The sequence below is a fragment of the Caballeronia sp. AZ10_KS36 genome, from assembly GCF_023631105.1.
Taxonomy (GTDB): Bacteria; Pseudomonadota; Gammaproteobacteria; order Burkholderiales; family Burkholderiaceae; genus Caballeronia.
On the sequence record NZ_JALQDQ010000008.1, the window covers coordinates 88996 to 112177 of the forward strand.

The following is a 23182-nucleotide window of genomic DNA, read 5'->3' on the forward strand; positions in this document are numbered from 1 at the left end:
GGGAACAACAACCATGCGCGCAATTATTCTTGCGGCCGGGATGGGACTGCGTCTTGTTCAGCCCGAAGGCCAGCAAAAGCCGAAATGCCTGCTGCGCTTTGGCGACGCTTCGCTCCTCGAACGCCATCTTCATTATCTGAAGGGCGCGGGCGTCGATGAAATCGTCTTCGTCACCGGCTTCAAGCACGAACAGATCGAGGCGGAACTCGCGTCGATCGACTGGAAGCCGAAGACCGAAATCGTCGTGAACGAGGAATTCACGCTCGGCAGCGTGCTGTCCGTGCACACCGCGCGCGAGGCGATGACGCGCGGCGGCGACGTGCTGCTGATGGACGCCGACGTGCTTTACGACGAGCGCATCATCGAACCGCTGGTCGCGGGCGGAACCGTTAACCGCCTGCTGATCGACCGCGACTTCGAAGCCGGCGACGAGCCGGTGAAGCTGTGCATCGAGAACGGCGTGCCGGTGGAACTGCGCAAGCAGGTCGCGGCGGGCCTCGCGTACGACACCATCGGCGAATCGGTCGGTTTCTTCCGCTTCGACGAGAAGACGGCCGCGCGTCTTGCCGATATCGTCGCGGATTATGTCGAAACCGGCCGCGGGAAGATGCCGCACGAAGAAGCGGTGCGCGACCTGCTGCTGGAAAAAGCCCACGTGTTCGATATCGCCGATGTGACCGGCGCGCCGTGGATCGAAATCGACTTTCAGAACGACGTGAAGCGCGCAGCCGACGAAGTGCTGCCGCAGTTGCAACCGCTACGTCAGTTTGCAGGAGCCTCCCAACAATGAACGCACCCCGAACCATTCCCGTCGGCTACTCGCGCACCATGCGCCTGCGCGAGATGCTGCAAAGCAGCCGCCTCGAATTCCTGATGGAAGCGCACAACGGCATTTCCGCGCGCATCGCGAAGGAAGCCGGTTTCAAGGCGATCTGGGGCTCGGGCCTCTCGATCTCGGCGCAGTTCGGCGTGCGCGACAACAACGAAGCGAGCTGGACGCAGGTTGTCGATAACCTCGAATTCATGGCCGACGCGAGCGATCTGCCGATTCTGCTCGACGGCGACACCGGCTACGGCAACTTCAACAACGTGCGCCGGCTCGTGAAGAAGCTGGAGCAGCGCGGCATCGCGGGCGTGTGCATCGAGGACAAGCAGTTCCCGAAGACCAACAGCTTCATCAACGGCGAAGCGCAGCCGCTCGCCGACATCGACGAATTCTGCGGCAAGATCAAGGCCGGCAAGGATTCGCAAAGCGATCCTAACTTTTCGATCGTGGCGCGCGTCGAGGCGCTGATCGCGGGCTGGGGCATGGAGGAAGCGCTCAAGCGCGCCGAAGCGTATCGCCAGGCGGGCGCGGACGCGATCCTGATCCACAGCAAGCTCTCGAAGCCCGACGAAATCCTGACCTTCGCGCGCGAATGGGCCGGGCGCGGTCCGCTCGTGATCGTGCCGACCAAGTACTACAGCACGCCGACCGACGCGTTCCGTCAGGCGGGCATCAGCTGCGTGATCTGGGCGAACCATCTGATTCGCGGCGCCGTTTCCGCGATGCAGGCCATCGCGAAGGAAATCCACGACAGCGAAACGCTCGTCAATGTGGAAGACCGCATCGCGACGGTCAACGAGATCTTCCGCCTGCAAGACGCCGACGAATACTCCGCCGCCGAGAACATCTATCTGACGGCCGCCAACGAAAAGCGCAGCGCGGTCGTGCTGGCGGCGAGCCGCGGCGCGGGACTCGAAGCCGTGACGGCCGATCGTCCGAAAGTGATGTTGCCGGTCGCGGGCAAGCCGCTTCTGCGCCATCTCGTCGAGGCGTTCAAGAAGGAAGGCATCAACGACATCACCGTGGTCGGCGGCTACCGTGCCGATGCGATCGATACGTCGGGCGTGCGCCTCGTCGTCAACGACAAGCACGCGTCGACGGGCGAACTGGCATCGCTCGCGTGCGCCGCGAAGCACATCACCGGCGACACGGTGCTCTCCTACGGCGACCTGCTGTTTCGCAGCTATATCCTGCGCGATCTCGTCGAATCGCCGAGCGACTTCTGCGTCGTCGTCGATTCGTCGCAGACGCCGGAATCGGGCGCGTCCGCGACCGACTTCGCTTACTGCTCGCAACCGGATGACCGCGCGCTCTTCGGCCAGAAAGTGTGGCTGGAAAGCGTGGTCGGCGCGGGACACGCTCTGACCGAAGGACGCGCGCCGCAGGGCCGCTGGATGGGTCTCATCAATGTGCGCAGCGGTGCGCGCGACCGCCTGCTCGCGGTGCTCGCGCAGCTTCAGGCGCGGCCCGACTTCGATACGCTCGACATGGCCGCGCTGCTGAATGCGCTCGTCGCGGCGGGCGAGAAGATCGAAGTGCAGTACGTGCACGGCCACTGGCGCGGCGTGAACGACCTCGACGACTTCCGCCGCGCGGGCGACTTCGCACACGGGCAGACGCCGATCGGCTCGGAAGGTCTGGAGAACGCGCGTGATTGAGGCCGCCCAGTTCGTCGAGGCGGCGCGCGCGCGCGGCTTCGACTGGTATGCGGGCGTGCCGTGCTCGTTCCTCACGCCGTTCATCAACTACGTGCTGCAGGACGAATCGCTGCATTACGTGTCGGCGGCGAACGAAGGCGATGCCGTCGCGCTGATTGCAGGCGTGGCGCTTGGCGCGGGAAGCGGCACGGGGAACGGCGCGGGGAACGGCGAGCGCAAACGTCGCGGCATCGCGATGATGCAGAACTCCGGACTCGGCAACGCGGTGAGCCCGCTGACCTCGCTCACGTGGACGTTCCGGCTGCCGCAGCTTCTGATCGTGACGTGGCGCGGCCAGCCGGGCGTCGCCGACGAGCCGCAGCACGCGCTGATGGGCCCGATCACGCCGCAAATGCTCGACACGATGGAGATTCCGTGGGAGCTTTTCCCGACCGAAGCGGACGCCATCGGTCCGGCGCTCGACCGCGCGACCGAATACATGGACCGCACCGGCCGCCCGTACGCGCTCGTGATGCAGAAGGGCAGCGTCGCGCCGTACGAACTGAAGAAGACCGGGCTGTCGGGCGTGCGCTCCGGTCAAGCCGCTGCGCCGGTCGACCGATTCGCAGGCGAGCGCGTGACGCGTCATGCTGCGCTTGAGCGCGTGATCGCACGCACGCCTAAGGATTCGACCGTGGTGCTGGCCTCGACCGGCTTCTGCGGCCGCGAGTTGTACGCTATCGACGACCGCGAGAACCAGCTGTATCTCGTCGGCTCCATGGGCTGCGTGACGCCGATGGCGCTCGGGCTCGCGTTGTCGCGTCCGGATCTCACCGTCGTCGCGCTCGACGGCGACGGCGCGGCGCTCATGCGCATGGGCGCATTTTCGACGCTCGGCGCCTACGGCCCGTCCAACCTCATCCACTTGTTGCTCGACAACGGCGCGCACGAATCGACCGGCGGACAGGCGACCGTCTCGCGCGGCGTCGACTTCGCGTCGATCGCGTCGGCGTGCGGGTACGCGCTCGCGCTCGACGGCGACGACATCGGCGTGATCGACCGCCTCTTCGACGCGCAAGCGCCCGAAGGCGCGCGCTTCGCGCGGCTGTCGATCACCACGGGCACGCCCGCCGACCTGCCGCGCCCGAAAGTCACGCCGGAAGACGTGCGCGCACGTTTGCAACGACACATCGGAGAACGCTGATGCTGCTGCTCAATCCCGGCCCCGTCACGCTGACCGAACGCGTGCGCAACAGCCTGCTGCGGACGGACCTGTGCCATCGCGAGCCGGAGTTCTTCGACTTGCAGGACGAAGCGAGAACGCGGCTCGTCGCGGCGTACGATCTCGATCCCGCGAAGTGGACGGCGGTGCTAATGACCGGCTCCGGCACGGCTGCCGTCGAAAGCATGATCGCGGGCCTCGTGCCGGAAGGCGGGCGGCTGCTCGTCGTGGAGAACGGCGTGTACGGCGACCGCATCGCGCAGATCGCGGCGCAGTACGGCATCGAGCATGAAGTGCTGAAGTACGAATGGATGCAGGCGCCGGACACCGACGCGATCATCCGCATGATCGACGAGAAGGCGTTCTCGCACGTCGCAATCATTCATCACGAAACGACGACCGGCCGCCTGAATCCGCTGGATGCGCTCTCGCGGGCGTGCGCCCAGCGCGGCGTCGGCCTCTTGGTCGATGGCGTGAGCAGCTTCGGCGCGGAAGCAATCGACTTCGACGGCGGCGGCATCGTCGCGGTGGCGGCGACCGCGAACAAGTGCCTGCACGGCGTGCCGGGCGCGGCGTTCGTGATCGCGCGGCGCGACGCGCTGGCGAAGGCCGCGAGCCGCACCTATTACCTCGGCATCGCGCGGCTCGCAAAGTTGCAGGACGCGCGCAACACGCCGTTCACGCCGTCCGTGCACGCGTACTACGCGCTCGTCGAGGCGTTGCGCGAGTTCGAGGACGAAGGCGGCTGGCGCAAGCGCCACGCGCGTTATGCGGCGCTCGCCGAGCAAGTGCGCGCGGGCTTTGCTGCGCTGGGTATCGAGAGCGCGTTGCCGGCGGACGAGTCGTCGGTCGTGCTGCGCGCGTACCGGCTGCCGGCGGGCATCAGCTACGAAACGCTGCACGATGCGCTGAAGGCCAAGGGCTTCGTGATCTACGCGGGGCAGGGCGGCTTGTCGAAGACCTTGTTCCGCATCTCGACGATGGGCGCGCTCGATGCCAGCGACATGGATCGCCTGATCGCATCCGTCGCGGAACTGCTGCATTAACAGCTAACGGCCTTTGCAGAAGATCGCCGTGATGAAGGGCGCGACGTGGTGCACGTCCGCGTCGCTGCCCGCTGCGTCGACCTTTTCCTTCACGGCGTCGTCGCTCGCCCAGACGACCACGCCGTAAGCCGAATCCGCGATCGGCTCACCGTTTCCCTGTTTGAACATCGGATCGTCCTTCTGGTAGCCGACGACCGCATACACCTTGAAACCGTATGCCGTCAGCGTCGCGCCTTTGACCGCCTTGAATGCGTTGACCGAGTTCGGCTCGACACGCATGGGCTTCTTCTCGATCAAACCTTCTCGCTGAAGCGGCGCGATGAAGTCGTGCGCGGTGGAGTGGCAGTCGAGTTGCGCTTCGATTGCGCGTGCATGCGACGGCGCGGCCGACATGGCGAGCGCAATGGATGCGGCTAGGCGAAAGAAAAGCGCAGCGGCCTTCATAACGAATCTTCACGGTGATGGACGAAAGCTTGCACTTTAGCGAGCGCGCAAAAATTGTGCTCGAATGAGCGCGTCCGGTCCATCCCGCAAAGAAGAACGCCCTTCGTGCGAAGGGCGCTTCTTGAATACTCAGGCCGCCAGTTCCAGCGCCGTCGTCCGGCGCCGCTCCCGCTCGTGCACGCGCCTGCCTGCCGCGTAGGTTTCGAACACGGCGCGGTCATCGCCGAGCAGCGCGAACGCGAACAGCAGTTCTTCGAGCGACTCGACGCGCGCCGTGCGCCGGGCGAGCAGCGGCGTCGCGGCCGGATCGAGCACGACGAAATCCGCTTCGCTGCCGGGCGCGAGCGTGCCGATCTTGTCGTCGAGTTCGAGCACTTGCGCCGCGCCCGTCGTCGCGAGCCAGAACATGCGTGTCGCGCTCAGGTGATGCCCGGTGAGACGCGCGACCTTGTGCGCTTCGTTCATCGTCTGGAGCATGGAAAACGACGTGCCGCCGCCCACGTCCGTCGCGAGCGCGACCGGCATCTTGGACGCGCCAGCTTTCTCGAAATCGAACAAGCCGCTGCCGAGAAACAGGTTCGAAGTCGGGCAATGCGACGCCACCGCGCCCGTTTCGGCCATGCGCTGCCGGTCGGTATCGTCGAGATGGATGCAGTGGCCGTACACCGCGCGCCGCCGCAAGAGGCCGTAGTGATCGTAGACGTCCAGATAGCTGCGGTGCCCCGGAAACAGGCTTTCGACCCACTTGATCTCGTCGGTGTTCTCCGCGACGTGCGTCTGAATGAACACATCCCGATGTTGCTGCGCGAGCGCGCCGCACGCTTCCAGCTGCGCTTCCGTCGATGTCGGCGCAAAGCGCGGCGTCAGCGCGTAATGCTGACGTCCGCGGCCATGCCAGCGCGCGATGAGCTCGGCGCTGTCGTCGTAGCCGGATTGCGCCGTGTCGCGCAGAAACTCGGGGCAGTTGCGATCCATCAGCACCTTGCCCGCCACCATGCGCAGATTGCGCGCCTCGCTCTCGGTGAAGAACGCATCCGCGGATTGCTTGTGCACCGTGCAGTAGACGAGCGCCGTCGTCGTGCCGCAGGCGAGCAGTTCATCGAGGAAAAAGCTCGCCGTCTCGCGCGCGACGGCCGGGTTCTCGAAGCCGCGCTCGGTCGGAAACGTGTACGTGTTGAGCCACGGCAGAAGACCCGGCGCGGGCGACGCGATCATGTCCGTCTGCGGAAAGTGAATGTGCGAGTCGATGAAGCCCGGCACGATCAGCTTGTCGCGCATGGTGTACACGGTCGCGTCCGCGCCGAGCCTGTCGCGCAGCGACGCGTACGCGCCCGCCGCGACCACTTTGCCGTCCTCGACGATCAACAGGCCGTCGGCCTCGTACACTGCGCCGTCGGCGGCGAGCGCGGGGTCTTCGCGGAAGGTGAGCAACTGGGCGCGGTAGGCGGTCTGAGTCATGGTGCAACGTCTCCGATTTCTAGTGATGTCTACAACTGCGAAAGCAATACGAGCGAGAAGGCCGCGATGATCCACATCGCCGGCTTGATTTCCTTCGCGCGCCCGGTCGCGGCCTTGAGCACGACGAACGCGAGAAAGCCGTACGCGACGCCGTCGGTGATCGAGTAGGTCAGCGGAATCAGGATCATCGCGAGGAACGCGGGAATGGCCTCGTCGAATCGATGCCATTCGATCTGCGTGATCGCTTCCATCATGAACACGCCGACCAGCACGAGCGCGGGCGCGGTCGCGATCGCCGGAACGAGCGACAGGAGCGGCGAGAGGAACAGGAACGGCAGGAAGCACAACCCCGCGACGACTGCGACGAGACCGGTGCGCCCGCCCGCCGAGATGCCTGCCGCCGATTCGATATACGCGTTCGCGGGACTCGTGCCGAGCGGCGCGGAAACGAGCGCCGAGAAGGCGTCGACCATCATCGACTGCCGGATGTTGCGCGGGTTGCCGTTCGCGTCGAAGAGCTTGCCGGCCTCCGAGATCGCCATGAACGTGGAAAGCGCGTCGAAGAACGACGTGAACAGCATCACGAAGATGAACGGCCAGTAGACCACTTTCAGCGCGCCCGTGAGGTCCAGTTGCCAGATGCCCGAGAAGTCCGGCGCGGAGAACAGGCCGTTCCAGTTCACGAGCGTTTTCGTGGCGATGGCGGCGGGCCAGTACGCGGTGCCGTCGCCCCAGACGCGGCCGATAGGAATGGCGATGATCGTCGTGAACACGATGCCGAGCATCAGCGCGCCGGTCACTTTGCGCGCGACGAGAATCGTCGTGACGGCGAGGCCGATCAGGAACGTGATGACCACCGGATTGAGCGAGGCCGAATGCACGATGGTCACCGGATCGCCGACGACGAACTTCGCGTTCACGAGCCCGATGAGGCTGATGAACAAGCCGATGCCGCAGGACACCGCATGGCGTAGGTTCGCGGGAATCGCATCGACGACGAGCTTGCGTGCGTTGAATACCGCGAGCACCGCGAAGATCACGCCGGCCCAGAACACACAGCCGAGCGCCGTTTGCCACGGCATCTTGCCGCCGTGGACCATCACGAAGGCGAAGAGCGCGTTCATGCCCATGCCGGGTGCGACCAGCACGGGATTGCGCGCATAGAGGCCCATCGCGCAGCTGCCGAGAAAGCTGACGATGACGGTTGCCGTGAGCGCGGCCGGAAACGGCACGCCGGCCTGCGAAAGAATGCCCGGGTTGACGACGATGATGTACATCGCCGTGAGAAACGTCGTGATGCCCGCGACGATCTCGGTTTTCGTGCGCGAGCCGGCCGCGCGAATGCCGAAGAATCGTTCGAGGGCGGTGGTGTCGCGTTGTGTTGTTGCTGTGGTATCCATCTGTCTTGCTTTAGTGCGGTTAGTGCTTGGGGTTACTGCTTCCAGTACGCGTCGAGGCGCGCGACCATCGCGGCGCGTTCCTCGTCGGTGACGAACGAGGCTTCCAGGCTGTTCTTCAACAGCGTGTAGACCTCTTTGTCGGAGAGCTTCAGCGCATCGACGATGGCGAAGTAGTTCGCGTTGACGTAGCCGCCGAAGTACGCGGGATCGTCCGAATTGATCATCACCGCGACGCCCTGATCCAGCAGGTCTTTCAGCGTGTGCTTGGTCATGTCGTCGAACACGCAGAGCTTGATGTTCGAGAGCGGGCACACGGTCAGCGCGATGCGCGCATCCGCGAGACGCGCGACGAGCGCCGCGTCCTCGATGCTGCGTACGCCGTGATCGACGCGATCCACCTTGAGCACGTCCAGCGCCTCGTAGACATACGCGGGCGGACCTTCCTCGCCCGCATGCGCGACGAGCTTCAGCCCGCGCTCACGCGCTTTCGCGAAGACGCGCTCGAATTTCGACGGCGGATGTCCGCGTTCCGACGAATCCAGCCCGACGCCGATCAGCCGGTGCGCGTACTGGTCGAAGAGCGGCAGCGCGCGCTCGTACGTGGCGAGCGCGTCTTCCTCCGACAGATGACGCAGGAAGCAGAGAATCAGCTTCGACGTGAGGCCGCGCTTCTCGCCTTCCGCAAGCGCGCGCTCGATGCCCGCGACGACCGTCTCGATGGCGACGCCGCGCTCCGTATGCGTTTGCGGGTCGAAGAAGATTTCCGCGTGCGTGACGTGGTCGGCGAGCGCGCGCTCGACGTAGGCCATCGTCATGTCGTAGAAATCGGCTTCATGCAAGAGGACGCTCGCGCCCGCGTAATAGATGTCGAGGAACGACTGCAGGTCGGTGAACGCGTACGCGGCGCGCAGCGCGTCGATGGAGTCGTACGCGAGCTTCACGCCGTTCCTTTCGGCAAGCGCGAAGATCAGTTCCGGCTCGAGCGAGCCTTCGATGTGAATGTGCAGTTCCGCCTTCGGCGCGCGCGCGATCTTGTCGGCGAGTGTGGGATTCATGGGCTGGGTTCTTATGTCGATGCTAGGGGCTTCCGCTCGGGGTCAAGCGGTCTGTTGCGACGACGCGGAAAGCTCGGCACGCGCTTCCACGGCCTGCAGCAGCTGGGCGGCTGCCGCGACGGCGATCACTTCGGGCGCTTTGTCGACGATGCCGTCGATGCCGATCGGACACACCATCCTCGCGATGCGCGCGGGGTCGATGCCGCGCGCGGCGAGCCGGTGCTCGAACTGCCTGCGCTTCGTGTGCGAGCCGATCATGCCGAAGAACGCGAAGTCGCCGCGCGCGAGAATGCGTTCGGCCAGAACGAGATCCACCGCATGGTTGTGCGTCATGACGATGAAGTACGTGCCGGCCGGCGCGTTGTCGACGGCTTCGTCGGGCGCGTCGTTCGGCTCGATCGTCACGTTGTCCGGCACGAACTGCGCGGCCGGAAACGCGGCGTCGCGCTCGTCGACCCAGCGCACGTGACAGGGCAGCGTGGCGAGCACGCGCACGAGCGCCGCGCCCACGTGACCCGCGCCGAACAGCACCACCTGAAAGTCGCGCGGCGCGATGGTTTCGGTGAGCAGCGCGCCGCTCTCGTCGAAGCCCGCGCCGTCCCACAACAGGCAGTCGGCGCTGTCGGCGCCCGGCTCGGGATCGGACAGCATCACGGCGTCGGGCATCGGCGCGAAAGAGACGCTGCGCACCGTCGAAAGCCCGGCCGCCGTGCGTTTGGCGAGCGAAGTCACCCAGTTCAGGTCCGATACGTCGAGCCGCTCGAACGCGAGCACGACCGCGCCGCCGCAGCACTGGCCGAGGCTCGGACCGAGCGCGAAACGCTCGAGCCTGCGCATGCGCGGGCTGCGCATGCCGTCCTTCAGCACTTGCCGGGCGGTTTCGATCGCCTTCCATTCGAGATGGCCGCCGCCGATCGTGTAGCGGGCGTCCTCGCGCGTGACGATCATCTTCGTGCCCGGCTCGCGCGGTGCGGAGCCTTCGACACGCGCGACCGTCACGAGCACGACGGCGTCGCCGTGCGCGAGCAGGTGTTGCAGGTCGTTCAGCCAAACTTGCATGGATGAGGCTCCGGGAGAGGATCGGGTTGTTGCGTCGTCGCAGGCGCTAGTTTACCGGGGCGGCGGACTCGGCTTCGACGGCAAGCGAAGCCAGCGCGTCGAGAATCGCTTCGGGCGTGGCGGGCGCGCGCAGCTTCGGGGCGTCCTGCGCATCGGGCGAAGCTCCCGCGATCGCCGCGCGGATCGCGAGCAGCACCGAAAACGCGAGCAACAGCGGCGGCTCGCCGACCGCCTTCGAGCGGAAGATGGTCGGCTCGACATTCTCGTTGCCCGCGCCGCGAAAGAGCGCGACGTGGAACGCGGCGGGCGTGTCGTTGACGGCGGGAATCTTGTAGGTGGAAGGCGCGTGCGTCATCAGGCGTCCGTCGCGGTTCCACCACAGTTCCTCGGTCGTGAGCCAGCCCATGCCCTGAATGAAGCCGCCTTCCACTTGACCCAGGTCGATGGCCGGATTGATCGAGCGCCCTGCGTCGTGCAGCACGTCCGCGCGCAGCAGCTTCCATTCGCCGGTGAGCGTATCGACGACGACTTCCGACACCGCCGCGCCGTACGCGAAGTAGTAGAACGGATGGCCCGTCAGCGTCTTCGCGTCCCAATGGACTTTGGGCGTGGCGTAGAAGCCGTCGGACCACAACTGCACGCGGGCGAGATACGCCGCCGCGACCAGTTGCTCGAACGGCATTTGCCCGCCGTTCGCCTCGACAACGCCGCCGTGAAAGCGCACGTCGGCCGCTGCGCCGCCGAGTTGCTTCGCGGCCAGTTCCGCGATCCGCTCGCGGATGGTCAGCGCCGCCGCTTCCGCCGCCTTGCCGTTGAGATCGCTTCCGGTGGATGCCGCCGTCGCCGACGTATTGGCGACCTTGGACGTATCGGTGGCCGTCACGCGCACGCGCGCGAGGCCGATGCCGAGCACGCTCGCCACCACTTGCGCGACCTTCGTGTTGAGCCCCTGGCCCATTTCCGTGCCGCCGTGATTGACGAGCACCGAGCCGTCCTTGTAGACATGCACGAGCGCGCCGGCCTGATTCAGAAACGGCACGTTGAACGAGATGCCGAACTTGACCGGCGTGAACGCGATGCCGCGCTTGAGCACGTCGTTCGTCGCGTTGAACGCGGCGATCGCTTGGCGGCGCGCGTGGTAATGGCTCGTCGCGATCAATTCGTCGGTGAGCGGGGCGAGGACGTTGTCCGCGACCGTCTGGCCGTACGGCGTCACGTTGCGCTCGTCGATGCCGTAATAGTTCGCGCGCCGCACATCGAGCGGATCGCGCTTCAGCCGATGCGCGATTTCATCGAGCATCACTTCCATCACGAGCGCGCCTTGCGGACCGCCGAAGCCGCGAAACGCCGTGTTCGACTGCGTGTTCGTCTTGCAGCAGAACGCGCGGATATCGACATCGCTCAAGAAGTACGCGTTGTCGAAGTGGCAGACGGCGCGCGTCGCGACCGCGCCCGACAAGTCCGCCGAATAGCCGGCCCGCAGCGCGATCTCGACGCGCGCGCCGACGATGCGCCCGTCGTCGTCGAAGCCCGCTTCGTATTCGTAGACCGCGTCGTGGCGCTTGCCCGTGATCATGAAGTCGTCGTCGCGATCGGCGCGCAGCTTGACCGGGCGCTTCAGCACATGCGCGGCGAGCGCCGCGACGCACGCGAAGAGCGCCGATTGCGATTCCTTGCCGCCGAAGCCGCCGCCCATGCGCCGGCATTCGCACACGACCGCGTGCGTCGGCCAGTCGAGCATGTGCGCGACGACCTGCTGCATTTCGCTCGGATGCTGCGTCGAACTGTAGACGAGCATGCCGTCCGCTTCCTTCGGCACCGCGTACGCCACCTGGCCTTCGAGATAGAACTGCTCCTGCCCGCCGACCTCGAATTCCCCGGCGATGCGATGCTTCGCGCCCGCGATGCGCGCGTCCGGATCGCCGCGTTTCAGATGCAGCGGCGGCAGCACGAACAGCTTGCGCGCCTTGGCTTCGCGCGGCGTGAGCACGGCTTCGAGCGGCTCGTAGCGCACGACATCGTCGCTTTTGGCGAGCGCGGCGGCGCGGCGCGCCAGGTCGTGCGTCTCGGCGATCACGGCGAACACCGGCTGGCCGAGGTACTGCACTTCGTCGGCGGCGAGGATCGGGTCGTCGTGCAGCACAGGGCCGCAGTTGTTCTCGCCGCGAATGTCGGCGGCGGTCAGAACCGCGACGACGCCGGGCGCGGCACGCACGGCGTCGAGATTCATCGAGACGATGCGCGCGTGCGCGTACCGCGACAGCCCGAGCGCCGCGTGCAGCGTGCCGCGCAATTCGCGGATGTCGTCGGTGTAGACCGCCTCGCCGCTCACATGCAGCGCCGCCGATTCGTGCGGCAGCGCGGCGCCCGCGGCGTCGGCGTCGGCGGGGCGGGCTGCGGCATCCAGTGCCGTATCGAGTGCGATGGGTTCGCTCGCCTTGTTCATGGCTGCTCCTCGGAGATCGACGCATGCGCGGCGTACGCGAACGCGTTCACTTGGGCCAGCGCGAGCGGCGCGTCGGCGCGCGTCTCCAGATGAAAGCGCCGCAGCAGGTTGCGCGCCACCTTCGCCCGATACGCGCTGGATGCGCGCATGTCGGTGAGCGGCTGGAAGTCGGCATCGAGCGCGTTCATGGCTGCGCGCACGGTGTCGTCGCTCCACTGCGCGCCGACGAGCGCCGCTTCGGCCTGCGCCGCGCGCTTGGGCGTCGCCGCCATGCCGCCGAACGCAATCCTCGCGCGCGTCACGCGATGGCTGTCGTCGAGCCGGATCGCGAAGGCGGCGCAGACGGCGGAGATGTCCTGATCGTAGCGCTTCGCCACCTTGTACGTCCGGAACCGCAAGTCCGCGCCCGAGCGCGGCACGCGAATCGCCGCGACGAATTCGCCCGGCTGAAGCGCGGTCTTCTGATACGCGAGATAGAACGCGTCGAGCGGCATCGTGCGAGTCTTGTCGCCGAGTTGCAGCACGAGTTCGGCGTCGAGCGCGATGAGCGCGGGCATCGAATCGCCGATCGGCGAGCCGTTCGCGATGTTGCCGCCGAGCGTGCCCGCATTGCGGATCGGGCGCGACGCGAAGCGCGTCCACAGTTCGGCGAGTTCCGGGTAATCGGCGGTGAGCGCGGCATAGGCATCTTCGAGCGATGCCGCCGCGCCGATCGTCAGCGTCTGCGCGTCGCGCTCGATGCGCTTCAGTTCCTCGACGTTGCCGATAAAGAGGATGTCGCCGAGATCGCGAAACTGCTTGGTGATCCACAGACCGATATCCGTGCTGCCCGCGAGCAGCCGCGCGTCCGGGTTCGCTGCCCGGAGGCGGGCGAATTCGGCGCGCGTGACGGGCGCATGGAACGCCGGCGCACCGAAACTTTCGCCGCGCGCGTCCGGAGCGCGGTACTCGAACGTCTGTTCGCGTCGCAAGCCGGCGAGCGTTGCGCGGATCGCATCGCGGTCGAAAGCCGGCGGCGGGTAGTCGAACATGCGCTCGGCGGCGTCGATGATCGGCCGGTAGCCGGTGCAGCGGCACAGATTGCCGGAAATGGCGGCGGCGATTTCGTCGCGCGAGGGCGGGCCGGCATCGCGCGGATGGGCGTGATACAGCGCCCACAGGGACATGACGAAGCCCGGCGTGCAGAAGCCGCATTGCGAGCCGTGGCAATCGACGAGCGCCTGTTGCACCGGGTGCAGCGCGCCGTCGGCGTTGCGCAGATCTTCGACGGTGAAAAGCGCGCGCGAATCGAGCGTCGGCAGAAGCTGGATGCACGCGTTGACGGCCTTGAGCGCGAGCTCGCCCGCTGAATCGAGTTCGCCGACGACCACGGTGCACGCGCCGCAATCGCCTTCGGCGCAGCCTTCTTTGGTGCCGGTGCAGTCGTTCGCGCGCAGATGCTGAAGCACGGTGCGCGTGGCGGGCGCATCGGCGATGTCGCGGACGGCGCCGCGGTGCAGGAAGCGGATGGTGTGCGTTGTCATGAGCCGGGCAGGGACATTGCGGACCAGGCGCGCGTTACGCGGTTTCCGCTGCATCCCGAAATTCGGGCATGTCATGCGGACTGCGCGCACGTAGATCGCCATCCAGCCTCGACCATAGCACCGCAATATCCCAAAAATATTTTTGGGATCGTATTCAGATTATGCGGAAGCGCTGATGCGGGGAAGTGAAATGCGAGGGAAAGGCAAGACGCGCGGGACGTGAATGCCCGCGCCGAAGGCGAGTCAAAGCGCCGCCGCCCGCGTTTTGCGCCTCGACCGGAGGCTCAACGCAACCAGCGCGAAGATAATGGCGAACGCGACCAGCGACCACTGCGGCAGCGAGAGCCCGAGAATCGGCGGATAAGCGGTCTCGCAAAGCCCCGCCACCTTGAAGACTTGCGGCAGCCAGCGCGCGGGCGGGAGGCTGTCGACGACGGGTTGCAACGCGTCGAAGCCGCAGCTGAAGCCGGGATTCGCCTGAATGTAGACGTGCCGCGCGGCCGTGGCCAGCCCGCCGAGCGCCGAAAGCGCGACGAGCGCCTCCAGCAGCGCGACGCCGCGCCAGCCGTTGAAGCCCGCGCCGAGAAACGCGAACACGGCGATCAGCACGAAGAAGTAGCGCTGGATGATGCAAAGCGGACACGGGTCTTCGCCATGGAAGAACTGCAGATACAGCGCCCCGGCGACGAGCGCGAGACACACGAAGCCCAAGAGCGTCAAGAGCCGACGCTCGCGGCGCAGCGCGCGGTCGTCCTCGTGCATCGTGAATTGATGTAGATGGTTGTTCATTGTTTCGCAACGTTTCGAGAAGGAAGCACCTGACCGGGCGGGCATCGCGCAGGAATTCTAGCGCGATCGCCCGGTGCGAAACACAGCCGCGTTTTCGTGACCGATGCGGCGTGTCAGCGCGTCGTCTCCAGCACGGCTTCGACCGCGCGTCCGATGGAGAGCAGCGTGTCGTCGGCGTTCGGCGCGCCCGCGAGCATCAGGCCGACGGGCGCCTCGCCGCGCCGATGACACGGCAGCGACAGCGCGCAGGCATCGAGGAAATTGAAGGTCGTCGGGTTGCGCAGCACGAGCGCGTTGGTGCGCGCGAAGCGGTCGTCGTCGGCTTCAAGATCGGCGATGCGCGGCGGCAGCACGGGCACCGTCGGGCAGACAATGGCGTCGAAGCGTTGCCAGAGCGTCGTGCGCGCGGCCTCGATCATGGCGGCGCGCGCCTCGCACAGTTCGATGTAGTCCGCGGCGCTCGCGGTTTCCGCGCGCATCAGACGCGCGAGCACGCGCGGGTCGTATTCGCTTGCGTGCTCGGCAATCAGCTTGCGATGCCACGCGTACGCCTCGATCGCCACCAGCCCGAAGCGGTTGATTTCCGGCAGGCGGTCGAGCGGCGCGAAGCGCACGTCTTCCACCAGCGCGCCGGCAGCGGCGAGATGATCGACCGCCGCCTGCACGGCCTGCGCGACAGGCGCTTCCACGCCGTCCGTCACGTAATTCGTGAGCACGCCGAGGCGCACGCCGTCGAGCGGGCGGGTGGCGGGCACGTCCGGCTCGCGCCCCGCCAGAATGCGGTCGACGAGCGCGCAGCACGCGACCGTCGCGCCGATCGGGCCGAACGAATCGAGCGTCTTGGAAAGCGGCACGCCGCCTTGCTTCGGAATGCGGCTCGCGGTCGGCTTGAAGCCGGTCAGGCCGCAGAACGCGGCGGGAATGCGCAGCGAGCCGCCCGTATCGGTGCCGAGCGCGACGGCGGCCATGCCGTCCGCGACCGATGCTGCCGCGCCCGACGACGATCCGCCCGCGATGCGCGCGTCGTCCCGCCCGTTCGCCCGGTACGGCGAGCGCGGCGTCCCGTAGTGCGGATTCAGGCCGAGCCCCGAAAACGCGAACTCGCTCATGTTCGTGCGTCCGACGATCACCGCGCCCGCGCGGCGCAGGCGCGCCACCGTGACGGCGTCGGCGCGGGCGGGCTCCGCGTTCGCGAGCACGCGCGATCCGGCGCGCGTCACCTGACCTTCGACATCGAAGAGATCTTTCACGGACACCGGAATGCCCGCGAGCGGCGAGAGCACCGTGCCGGCGCGGCGCAGCGCGTCGTGGGCGTCGGCGGCGGCGCGGGCGTGTTCCGCATCGACCTGAAGGAAGACGGTCGAGCCCTGGCCGTTGGGATCGGCGATCCGTTCCAGCGCGGTCTCGACGAGCGCGCGGCTCGTCGTGCGGCCGCACTTCAGTTCTGCGGCGAGGAGGGCTAGCGGGGGGAACTGCGGCGAAGTGGTCGGCATGGCATCGAGCAGTGGCGTTGCCGGCGGCGGCGCAGGCGAAGCGTGCGGCGGGCTTCGGTCATCGTGCCGGCGGCGGTCCGATGCGGGCGGCGGCGCGGCGCATCGGCGGTGAAAGGGGCGGGCGGTTGGCGAATTCAAGCCGGATGCCCAAGGTGGCTGTCATTCTAAGCCAGCGCAGTAAGAAATACCCGACCTCGCGATGAGTCGTGTGTCTAGATCGTCCGCGAGAAGCGCCGGAGGCTGGCCTGTCCCAGATAGCGGTCGAACACCGATGCGACGTTGCGCACGAGCATGCGTCCGGCCGGCAGCACGCGAATGGCGTCCGGCGCAATGTCGATGAGGCCGTCGTCGGCCATCGGCGCGAGGCGCGCGAGTTCGGGCGCGAAGGCGTCGGCGAAGACGATGCCGTGTTCGCGCTCGACGTCCGCGAACCGCAGGACGCCGCCGCACATCAGCCGCATGATGACGTCGCGGCGCAAGAGGTCGTCGGCGGTGAGGCGCACGCCGCGCTGAATGGGGAAGCGGCCCGCGTCGATGGCGGCTGCGTAGTCGGCGAGATCGCGCGCGTTTTGCGCGTAGACGTCGCCGACCTTGCCGATGGACGACGCGCCTATGCCGATCAGATCGCAGTCCGCATGCGTGCTGTAGCCCTGAAAGTTGCGCTGGAGCGTGCCGGCCTCGAAGGCGCGGGCGAGTTCGTCGCCGGGCAGCGCGAAATGGTCCATGCCGATGTAGACGTAGCCCGCATCGCTCATCCGCTCGATCACGCGCTGCAGAATGGCGAGCCGCACGGCGGCCGAAGGCAGCGCCGCTTCGTCGATCTGACGCTGCATCTTGAAGAGCGCGGGCATGTGCGCATAGCCGAACACGGAGACGCGGTCCGGGGCGAGCGCGATGATCGTATCCAGCGTGCGCGTGAAGCTCTCGACGCTCTGATGCGGCAAGCCGTAGATCAGATCGACGCTCACCGACTCGAAGCCGTGCTCGCGCGCCGCGCGCATCACGTCCTCGGTCATCGCGCGCGGCTGGATGCGGTTGACGGCCTGCTGCACGCGCTCGTCGAAGTCCTGCACGCCGAGGCTCAGCCGGTTGAAGCCGAGTTCGCGCAGCACGTTGATGGTTTCGGCGGACGCTTCGCGCGGATCGACTTCGATCGAATATTCGGCGCGCGCATCGGGCACGAGATTGAAGTGCTCGGCGGTCGCGGCCATGAGTTCGGCCATCTCGCCGTGCGAAAGGAATGTCGGCGTGCCGCCGCCCCAGTGAAGCTGCGTGACGGGGCGGCGCGTATCGAAGCACGCGGCCTGCATCGCGAGTTCGCGCTTCATGCGGTCCAGATACGGGCGGGCGTGCGCGCGGTTTTTCGTCGCGACCTTGTTGCAGCCGCAGTAGAAGCAGACGGTGTCGCAGAACGGAATGTGGAAGTACAGCGACAGATCCGCCGATGCGCCGCCCTGGCGTGCGGCTTCGAAGTAGTGCGCGGGATCGAACGCATCCGTGAACTGGACGGCCGTGGGGTACGACGTGTAGCGCGGGCCTTGCGCGTCGTAGCGCGCGAGCAGGTCCGGGCGAAAGAGGGTGTCGGCGAGAGTCATGGGCAGCCTTGGAGTTGCGCCGATCTTACGCGGGCGCGTGCGCGCGCGCCTTGCGTGATAACGTCGCAGCCGCTTTGGCTTGGCATGGGAGAATGGAGGATCGTCCGCTGTCTCGTTCTTGCCATGTCAATTTCGTCTTCGTCCCCTCATGCCTGCCGCGAAGGATGCGGCGCGTGCTGCATCGCGCCGTCCATCACGAGCGCCATTCCCGGCATGCCCAACGGCAAGCGCGCGGGCGAGCCGTGCGTCCAGCTCGACGATGACCTGCGCTGCAAGATCTTCGGCGATCCGCGCCGGCCCGCGTGCTGCGGCGGCCTGCAGCCGTCGGCCGAGATGTGCGGCGAAACGCGCGAGCACGCCGTTCAATGGCTCGCGCGGCTCGAAATCGACACGCAACCGCAATGAACTTCGTGTGTCCAAGCACCGTCACGACATTCAGTAGAGGAGATTCCCGCATGCCACGACCCGTCGCGCCGCTCAGGCGCCGGTTGCTGCTGGGCGCGCTCGCCGCGTGGCCGGCACTCGCGCTCGTATCGACGGCGCATGCCGCATCCATCTTTCCGTTTATTCCGGATCACTACACATTTTCGCAAAAGCAGGTACAGGAAGCGGTCGCGCGCAAGTTTCCGCTGGAACGCACCGCGCGGCAGATTTTCGATGTCGTGCTCAGCAATCCTGTGGTCGGCATGGCGGCGGACCGCAACCGCGTCACGGTGCGCGTGGACGCGCGGCTGTCCACGCCCTTCATGCCGAACCCGGTGAACGGCGCGTTCACGTTGTCGACGCAACTGGCCTACGACGCACCGAGCCGCTCGGTCGTGCTCGTCTCGCCAACAGTTGACGATTCGCAGCTAACCGGCGACGCTGCCCAGTACAACCAACAAATTGCGGCGGCCGGCGCGCTGCTCGCCGCGCAATTGCTCGACCGCTATCCGATCTACACGTTCAAGCCGGAAGAGCTGCAATTTGCGGGCGTGTCTTACGAACCCGGTACAATCACAGTCCTTACAAACGGCATACGCGTTCAGATTGTCGAGAAGTGATTCGAAATCTCGGCGCGCAGTGCTGCACACCCACAGCAAAAAAGCGAACAAGGGCTGACGGATGGACTGGATTTTGATGGTGAAGGCGCTCGTGCTGGGCGTCGTGGAAGGCTTGACCGAGTTTCTGCCGGTGTCGAGCACGGGGCACCTGATCGTCGCGGGCAGTCTGCTCAATTTCACCGACGCGCAAGCCAAGACGTTCGACGTCGTCATTCAGTTCGGGGCGATTCTGGCGATCTGCTGGGAGTACCGCGCCAAGATCGGCTCGGTGGTGGGCGGGCTCGGCAGCCGTCCGGACGCGCGGCGGTTTGCGATCAACGTCATCATTGCGACGATTCCGGCCATCGTTTTGGGCCTGTTGCTCGAGAAGAAGATCAAGTCGGTGCTGTTCTCGCCGGTGCCGGTGTCGGTCGCGCTGATCGTCGGCGGGATCGTGATTCTGTGGGCGGAGGCGCGCCAGCGGGATCGCGGGGCGCCGCCGCGCGTGCATTCGGTCGATGACCTCTCGTACGCCGACGCGCTCAAGGTCGGCCTCGCGCAATGTCTCGCGCTGATTCCGGGCACCTCGCGTTCGGGCGCGACGATCATCGGCGGCATGCTCTTCGGGCTGGAGCGCCGCGCGGCCACCGAATTCTCGTTCTTCCTCGCCATTCCGATCATCTTCGGCGCGACGCTCTACGAAATGGCCAAGTACTGGCGCTCGCTCAGCGTGAACGACCTCGGGCTCTTCGCCGTCGGGCTCGTGTCCGCGTTCGTGAGCGCCTTCATCTGCGTGCGCTGGCTACTGCGTTATGTCGCCTCGCACGATTTCACGGCGTTCGCGTGGTATCGCATCGGTTTCGGGCTGCTGATCCTGATCGTCGGCTATAGCGGCGGGTTGAGCTGGGCGGACTGATCCGGCTCGCGTGCCGCACAAAAGACAACGCCACGGCTAGCCGTGGCGTTGTCTTTTTCAGCGCGACTTACTTGCGGCGAAAGAGCAGATCCCAGACGCCGTGTCCGAGCCGCAAGCCGCGCCGCTCGAACTTCGTCACCGGCCGGTAATCCGGACGCGGCGCGTAGCCGTCCGCGGTATTTTCGAGCGTCGGTTCCGCCGACAGCACGTCGAGCATCTGCTCCGCGTAGTTCTGCCAGTCGGTCGCGAGATGCAGATAGCCGCCCGGCTTCACGCGCGAGCTTAAGAGCGAGACGAACTTCGGCTGAATGAGCCGGCGCTTGTGGTGCCGCGCCTTGTGCCACGGATCGGGAAAGTAGATGTGCACGCCGTCGAGACTCGCGGGCGCGATCATGTGTTCGAGCACATCGACCGCGTCGTGCTGGAGGATGCGGATGTTGCCGAGCTGCTGCTCGCCGATCAGCTTCAACAGCGCGCCGACGCCCGGCTCGTGCACTTCCACGCCGATGAAGTCGTCGCCGGGGCGCGCGGCCGCGATTTCCGCCGTCGTCGCGCCCATGCCGAAACCGATCTCCAGCACGCGCGGCGCCTGCCGGCCGAAGACGGCGTCCCAGTCCGCCAGTTCCGGCGCGTACGGCACGACGAAACGCGGACCCAGTTCGTCCATCGCGCGTTGCTGCCCCGGCGAAACGCGGCCCGCGCGCGTCACGAAACTGCGAATGCGCCGATGATGCAGCGGCTGCGATGCCGCACTCTCGGTACGCTCACCGGCGGCATGCGCGTCGTCGTCGTGGGAATCGTGGGATTGGTCGTTCATGGCGGGGTCGGAAGGCGAAGAAGCGTCGCGCGGAAACTAAAAAGCCGCCTCGCTGTATGGAAGGCGGCTTTCGCTTATTTGCTGCTTAATTGCTGCTTATGTGCTGCTCATGTGTTGCTCGTGATTCTGGAGCGGGCGATGGGAATCGAACCCACGTCAGTAGCTTGGGAAGCTACGGTAATAGCCATTATACGACGCCCGCGTGAGCCGACTATTGTAAGCGCAACGCGCGCCGCCGCGCAATCGCGGGCGGCGCGGCCTCACTCAAATGCCGAAGAGCGTCATCGAGACCGCGACGCGCGTCACGACCATCAACAGAACCTGCACGATCACGAAAAGCAGTATCGGCGACAAATCGATGCCGCCCAAACGCGGCAAGATGCGGCGCAGCGGCTCGAGAAACGGCGCGGTGATCTGATAGAGCAGCGGCATGGCCGGCGACTGCGGATTGAGCCACGAAAGCAGCGCCATCAGAATCGTCATCCAGATGATGAGGTTGAGCGCCCACTTCACGACCGTCAGCGCCGCGACGAGCAGAAGCATCGGCAGCATGACCGTCGGATCGACGCCGGCGAGATAGACCATCAACGTCACATAAACGAGCGCCGCGATATAGGCGGCGACAATGCTGGCCCAGTCGATCTTGCCGCCCGGCAGAATCTTGCGCAGCGGCAGCACGATCCAGTTGGTCGCCTGCATGACGGCATTCGAAACCGGGTTGTACGGCGGCATGCGCACGACCTGCATCCACGCGCGCAGGAGCAGCGCCGCGCCGAACAGGGTGAAAACGGTATTGAGCAGAAAACGGGCGATATCGCCGAACATCTCGGGTCCTCTGGAAAACGTGCGCGGGACGAGCGCCGCGCCGGGGTCGGGAAAAGCGAAGGAACGAATGACGCAGGCAGCCGCTACGACGGCCGCCGGGATAGACGCTGGCTTGGCGCGGCGAACGCGCACGCTGCGTCGCGCGAGTCGTAATGAGTGACCTTGATCATTGTTCGTTCTCTGGACTGGATGTCATGTGAAGTCGTCGCGCTCGTGCCGCTGCCCGCGAGCGCCGCGATTTCTTTCTCTTGCAAGCCACTGGCGCCTTGCGTTCCCCGCCCACCGTCAATGCCGGTGGCGCGCCGGACGTCACCATAACATGGCTGCGGGGCGGCTTGGGCGCGTTGTCGAACAACGGCGAGCGTTTCCTCTCACAGTCGACTGAAAGCAGATCGCAAGCATAGCGTATGCACGCGCGCATTGCCGCAAACCCTGATGTTGCCGCCGCACGACGCTTTCCGCGAGCGCGTTTCACGCAAAGATGGCAGCATAGGACGACAGAAAACGATTGAATCGGACGCCGTTACGGATCTCGCGGCATTGCGCCGTTTAATCGATGGCATGTTTTCTGCTGATTATGTGGTTCACCGCACGCGGCTTGCGTGTTTTGGTTCTTTTGCGAACATTGATGAACGAACCGGGCGCGAATACTAAAGACAAGAGTGATTAACGGAAACGCATCGTCCGCTTTTTAAGCGGCTGCTTTCCTCCACGTTTCAAAACGCTACGTTCGGAGGTCGCATGAGCATTTTCTCTTATCGAAAGCATCTGCGTTTCTTGAGCCAGGCGCAAAGGCGTCGCTGGTGGGATCAGAAGAAGCGATTGACGCCGCGTGTCGTAATCGGTGGGGCGTATGTCCCGCCTAATGTCACGCGCGAATTCGCTTATGTGAAAGTAGGCTGATCGCCTCAAAAGGAGTCGAGACACAATACACAGCCCCGCCGGGCGGTCAGTCCGGCGGGGCTTTTAATTTGATTTGTAAAGATGCGTTACTTCAATCGCACGTTCGCTCGACGCAGCTAGATGGCCGGTGCGCCGTCCACCTTGCCGCTCGGCCAGTTCCTAGCCCGATGCATCGCCAGTCCGCCCGCGCGGCATTCGCAGACCTTGCAATTTGCAACAAATGGCCCGAGCGTCCGCGCACGTTTTTCGCTAAATTCAGAGTACGCAGCCGCGCGACCGGATGGACCGGTCGGCCTAAGCGGCGAGGAGAACCAAAGTGAAAAAGCTCGGTAGTTTATTGATCGCCGGCACCCTCGGCCTGGGTGCCGCGGGTGTCGCACAAGCGCATGTTTCGGTCGGGGTCGGTATCAGCGTGCCGGCGTATCCGGTGTATCAGGCGCCGCCCGCGCCGGTTTATGTCGCTCCCCCGCAGCCGGTTTATGTCGCGCCGCCACCGCCTGTCGTTTATGGGCCGCCGCCGGCAGTCGTCGTGGGCGGCTATGGATACGGATATTACGGCCGTCCTTATTGGCGGCACGGGTATTATGGCCACCCACATGGTCGCGGCTACGGCTACGGTCACGGCCGCTGGCACTAATAACCGATTTTCGCGATCCACCGCACGAGCCCCGCAAGGGGCTTTTTTTTGCATCGCTGTAACTGGCTA

Annotated in this window: 21 protein-coding genes and 1 tRNA gene; 9 read left to right on the plus strand and 13 right to left on the minus strand. The window is 65.9% G+C overall.

Going from position 1 to position 23182, the window contains the following annotated elements:
• The first annotated feature begins 13 nt into the window (after positions 1–13).
• The 4 genes from NCR35_RS05010 to NCR35_RS05025 are packed head-to-tail and all read left to right on the plus strand — an operon-like array spanning position 14 to position 4731.
• The gene (locus NCR35_RS05010) at positions 14–790 is read left to right on the plus strand and encodes a phosphocholine cytidylyltransferase family protein (RefSeq protein WP_250533401.1); all 777 of its coding nucleotides are present in this window, start codon (positions 14–16) and stop codon (positions 788–790) included.
• A complete protein-coding gene (gene aepX, locus NCR35_RS05015) occupies positions 787–2484 on the plus strand; it encodes a phosphoenolpyruvate mutase (RefSeq protein ID WP_250533402.1) in 1698 nt (565 codons plus the stop codon). Before NCR35_RS05010 ends, aepX begins: the two co-directional genes overlap by 4 nt.
• Complete coding sequence (gene aepY, locus NCR35_RS05020; protein ID WP_250533403.1) at positions 2477–3667, plus strand: phosphonopyruvate decarboxylase; 1191 nt, start codon at positions 2477–2479, stop codon at positions 3665–3667. The genes aepX and aepY overlap by 8 nt, the downstream gene beginning before the upstream one ends.
• The gene (locus NCR35_RS05025; RefSeq protein WP_250533404.1) at positions 3667–4731 is read left to right on the plus strand and encodes a 2-aminoethylphosphonate aminotransferase; all 1065 of its coding nucleotides are present in this window, start codon (positions 3667–3669) and stop codon (positions 4729–4731) included. Before aepY ends, NCR35_RS05025 begins: the two co-directional genes overlap by 1 nt.
• A 3-nt stretch (positions 4732–4734) precedes the next feature.
• On the opposite strand, the gene NCR35_RS05030 is transcribed toward NCR35_RS05025, so the two are convergent.
• The 10 genes from NCR35_RS05030 to hemN form a co-directional block, all read right to left on the minus strand.
• Positions 4735–5175, minus strand: coding sequence for a hypothetical protein (locus tag NCR35_RS05030; RefSeq protein ID WP_250533405.1), 441 nt, complete (start codon positions 5173–5175; stop codon positions 4735–4737).
• A gap of 129 nt (positions 5176–5304) precedes the next feature.
• Positions 5305–6633 carry a guanine deaminase gene (gene guaD / locus NCR35_RS05035; protein WP_250533406.1) on the minus strand — a complete coding sequence of 443 codons (1329 nt, stop codon included), beginning with the start codon at positions 6631–6633 and terminating at the stop codon, positions 5305–5307.
• Positions 6634–6662: 29 nt separating this feature from the next.
• The gene (locus tag NCR35_RS05040) at positions 6663–8033 is read right to left on the minus strand and encodes an NCS2 family permease (RefSeq protein ID WP_244848172.1); all 1371 of its coding nucleotides are present in this window, start codon (positions 8031–8033) and stop codon (positions 6663–6665) included.
• Positions 8034–8065: 32 nt separating this feature from the next.
• On the minus strand, positions 8066–9088 hold the full coding sequence (locus NCR35_RS05045) for an adenosine deaminase (protein WP_250533407.1): 1023 nt from the start codon (positions 9086–9088) through the stop codon (positions 8066–8068).
• Positions 9089–9130: 42 nt separating this feature from the next.
• Positions 9131–10147 (minus strand): xanthine dehydrogenase accessory protein XdhC, encoded by a 1017-nt coding sequence (xdhC, locus tag NCR35_RS05050; protein ID WP_250533408.1) that lies wholly within the window; start codon positions 10145–10147, stop codon positions 9131–9133.
• A 46-nt stretch (positions 10148–10193) separates the two neighbouring features.
• The gene (xdhB, locus tag NCR35_RS05055) at positions 10194–12593 is read right to left on the minus strand and encodes a xanthine dehydrogenase molybdopterin binding subunit (protein ID WP_250533409.1); all 2400 of its coding nucleotides are present in this window, start codon (positions 12591–12593) and stop codon (positions 10194–10196) included.
• Positions 12590–14116: a xanthine dehydrogenase small subunit gene (gene xdhA / locus NCR35_RS05060; protein WP_250533410.1), complete on the minus strand. Its 1527-nt coding sequence runs from the start codon at positions 14114–14116 to the stop codon at positions 12590–12592. Before xdhA ends, xdhB begins: the two co-directional genes overlap by 4 nt.
• 243 nt (positions 14117–14359) lie before the next feature.
• Positions 14360–14878, minus strand: a complete 519-nt coding sequence (locus tag NCR35_RS05065) for a disulfide bond formation protein B (RefSeq protein WP_250471854.1) — start codon at positions 14876–14878, stop codon at positions 14360–14362.
• Between the two features lie 140 nt (positions 14879–15018).
• Positions 15019–16398 carry an amidase gene (locus NCR35_RS05070; RefSeq protein WP_250533411.1) on the minus strand — a complete coding sequence of 460 codons (1380 nt, stop codon included), beginning with the start codon at positions 16396–16398 and terminating at the stop codon, positions 15019–15021.
• A gap of 212 nt (positions 16399–16610) precedes the next feature.
• On the minus strand, positions 16611–17993 hold the full coding sequence (hemN, locus tag NCR35_RS05075; RefSeq protein WP_250533412.1) for an oxygen-independent coproporphyrinogen III oxidase: 1383 nt from the start codon (positions 17991–17993) through the stop codon (positions 16611–16613).
• 123 nt (positions 17994–18116) lie between these two features.
• Between hemN and NCR35_RS05080 the strand changes: the two genes are divergently transcribed.
• The 3 genes from NCR35_RS05080 to NCR35_RS05090 all read left to right on the plus strand — a co-directional run bounded on the left by NCR35_RS05080 (position 18117) and on the right by NCR35_RS05090 (position 19931).
• Positions 18117–18398 (plus strand): YkgJ family cysteine cluster protein, encoded by a 282-nt coding sequence (locus NCR35_RS05080; protein WP_250533413.1) that lies wholly within the window; start codon positions 18117–18119, stop codon positions 18396–18398.
• Between the two features lie 50 nt (positions 18399–18448).
• Positions 18449–19036, plus strand: a complete 588-nt coding sequence (locus NCR35_RS05085) for a DUF1439 domain-containing protein (protein ID WP_250499184.1) — start codon at positions 18449–18451, stop codon at positions 19034–19036.
• 61 nt (positions 19037–19097) lie between these two features.
• Positions 19098–19931, plus strand: a complete 834-nt coding sequence (locus NCR35_RS05090) for an undecaprenyl-diphosphate phosphatase (RefSeq protein WP_250533414.1) — start codon at positions 19098–19100, stop codon at positions 19929–19931.
• Between the two features lie 67 nt (positions 19932–19998).
• On the opposite strand, the gene trmB is transcribed toward NCR35_RS05090, so the two are convergent.
• From trmB to NCR35_RS05105, 3 genes are all read right to left on the minus strand, one after another.
• Positions 19999–20748 carry a tRNA (guanosine(46)-N7)-methyltransferase TrmB gene (trmB, locus tag NCR35_RS05095; RefSeq protein ID WP_250533415.1) on the minus strand — a complete coding sequence of 250 codons (750 nt, stop codon included), beginning with the start codon at positions 20746–20748 and terminating at the stop codon, positions 19999–20001.
• A gap of 127 nt (positions 20749–20875) precedes the next feature.
• A tRNA-Gly gene (locus NCR35_RS05100) sits at positions 20876–20950 on the minus strand.
• 62 nt (positions 20951–21012) lie between these two features.
• Entirely contained in the window at positions 21013–21573 is a 561-nt protein-coding gene (locus NCR35_RS05105) for a YggT family protein (protein ID WP_244848186.1), read from the minus strand.
• A 435-nt stretch (positions 21574–22008) separates the two neighbouring features.
• On the opposite strand from NCR35_RS05105, the gene NCR35_RS05110 reads away from it, so the two are divergent.
• Positions 22009–22227, plus strand: a complete 219-nt coding sequence (locus NCR35_RS05110) for a hypothetical protein (RefSeq protein WP_250533416.1) — start codon at positions 22009–22011, stop codon at positions 22225–22227.
• Between the two features lie 565 nt (positions 22228–22792).
• A complete protein-coding gene (locus NCR35_RS05115; protein WP_250533417.1) occupies positions 22793–23113 on the plus strand; it encodes a hypothetical protein in 321 nt (106 codons plus the stop codon).
• The last annotated feature ends 69 nt before the right edge of the window (positions 23114–23182 follow it).

Bases quoted from the DNA above. Each gene is read 5' to 3' on its own strand.
- NCR35_RS05010 (WP_250533401.1), top strand. From the start codon at position 14: ATGCGCGCAATTATTCTTGCGGCCGGGATGGGACTGCGTCTTGTTCAG.
- aepX (WP_250533402.1), top strand. From the start codon at position 787: ATGAACGCACCCCGAACCATTCCCGTCGGCTACTCGCGCACCATGCGC.
- NCR35_RS05025 (WP_250533404.1), top strand. From the start codon at position 3,667: ATGCTGCTGCTCAATCCCGGCCCCGTCACGCTGACCGAACGCGTGCGC.
- NCR35_RS05030 (WP_250533405.1), bottom strand. From the start codon at position 5,175: ATGAAGGCCGCTGCGCTTTTCTTTCGCCTAGCCGCATCCATTGCGCTC.
- guaD (WP_250533406.1), bottom strand. From the start codon at position 6,633: ATGACTCAGACCGCCTACCGCGCCCAGTTGCTCACCTTCCGCGAAGAC.
- NCR35_RS05040 (WP_244848172.1), bottom strand. From the start codon at position 8,033: ATGGATACCACAGCAACAACACAACGCGACACCACCGCCCTCGAACGA.
- NCR35_RS05045 (WP_250533407.1), bottom strand. From the start codon at position 9,088: ATGAATCCCACACTCGCCGACAAGATCGCGCGCGCGCCGAAGGCGGAA.
- xdhC (WP_250533408.1), bottom strand. From the start codon at position 10,147: ATGCAAGTTTGGCTGAACGACCTGCAACACCTGCTCGCGCACGGCGAC.
- xdhB (WP_250533409.1), bottom strand. From the start codon at position 12,593: ATGAACAAGGCGAGCGAACCCATCGCACTCGATACGGCACTGGATGCC.
- xdhA (WP_250533410.1), bottom strand. From the start codon at position 14,116: ATGACAACGCACACCATCCGCTTCCTGCACCGCGGCGCCGTCCGCGAC.
- NCR35_RS05065 (WP_250471854.1), bottom strand. From the start codon at position 14,878: ATGCACGAGGACGACCGCGCGCTGCGCCGCGAGCGTCGGCTCTTGACG.
- NCR35_RS05070 (WP_250533411.1), bottom strand. From the start codon at position 16,398: ATGCCGACCACTTCGCCGCAGTTCCCCCCGCTAGCCCTCCTCGCCGCA.
- hemN (WP_250533412.1), bottom strand. From the start codon at position 17,993: ATGACTCTCGCCGACACCCTCTTTCGCCCGGACCTGCTCGCGCGCTAC.
- NCR35_RS05080 (WP_250533413.1), top strand. From the start codon at position 18,117: ATGTCAATTTCGTCTTCGTCCCCTCATGCCTGCCGCGAAGGATGCGGC.
- NCR35_RS05085 (WP_250499184.1), top strand. From the start codon at position 18,449: ATGCCACGACCCGTCGCGCCGCTCAGGCGCCGGTTGCTGCTGGGCGCG.
- NCR35_RS05090 (WP_250533414.1), top strand. From the start codon at position 19,098: ATGGACTGGATTTTGATGGTGAAGGCGCTCGTGCTGGGCGTCGTGGAA.
- trmB (WP_250533415.1), bottom strand. From the start codon at position 20,748: ATGAACGACCAATCCCACGATTCCCACGACGACGACGCGCATGCCGCC.
- NCR35_RS05105 (WP_244848186.1), bottom strand. From the start codon at position 21,573: ATGTTCGGCGATATCGCCCGTTTTCTGCTCAATACCGTTTTCACCCTG.
- NCR35_RS05110 (WP_250533416.1), top strand. From the start codon at position 22,009: ATGTTGCCGCCGCACGACGCTTTCCGCGAGCGCGTTTCACGCAAAGAT.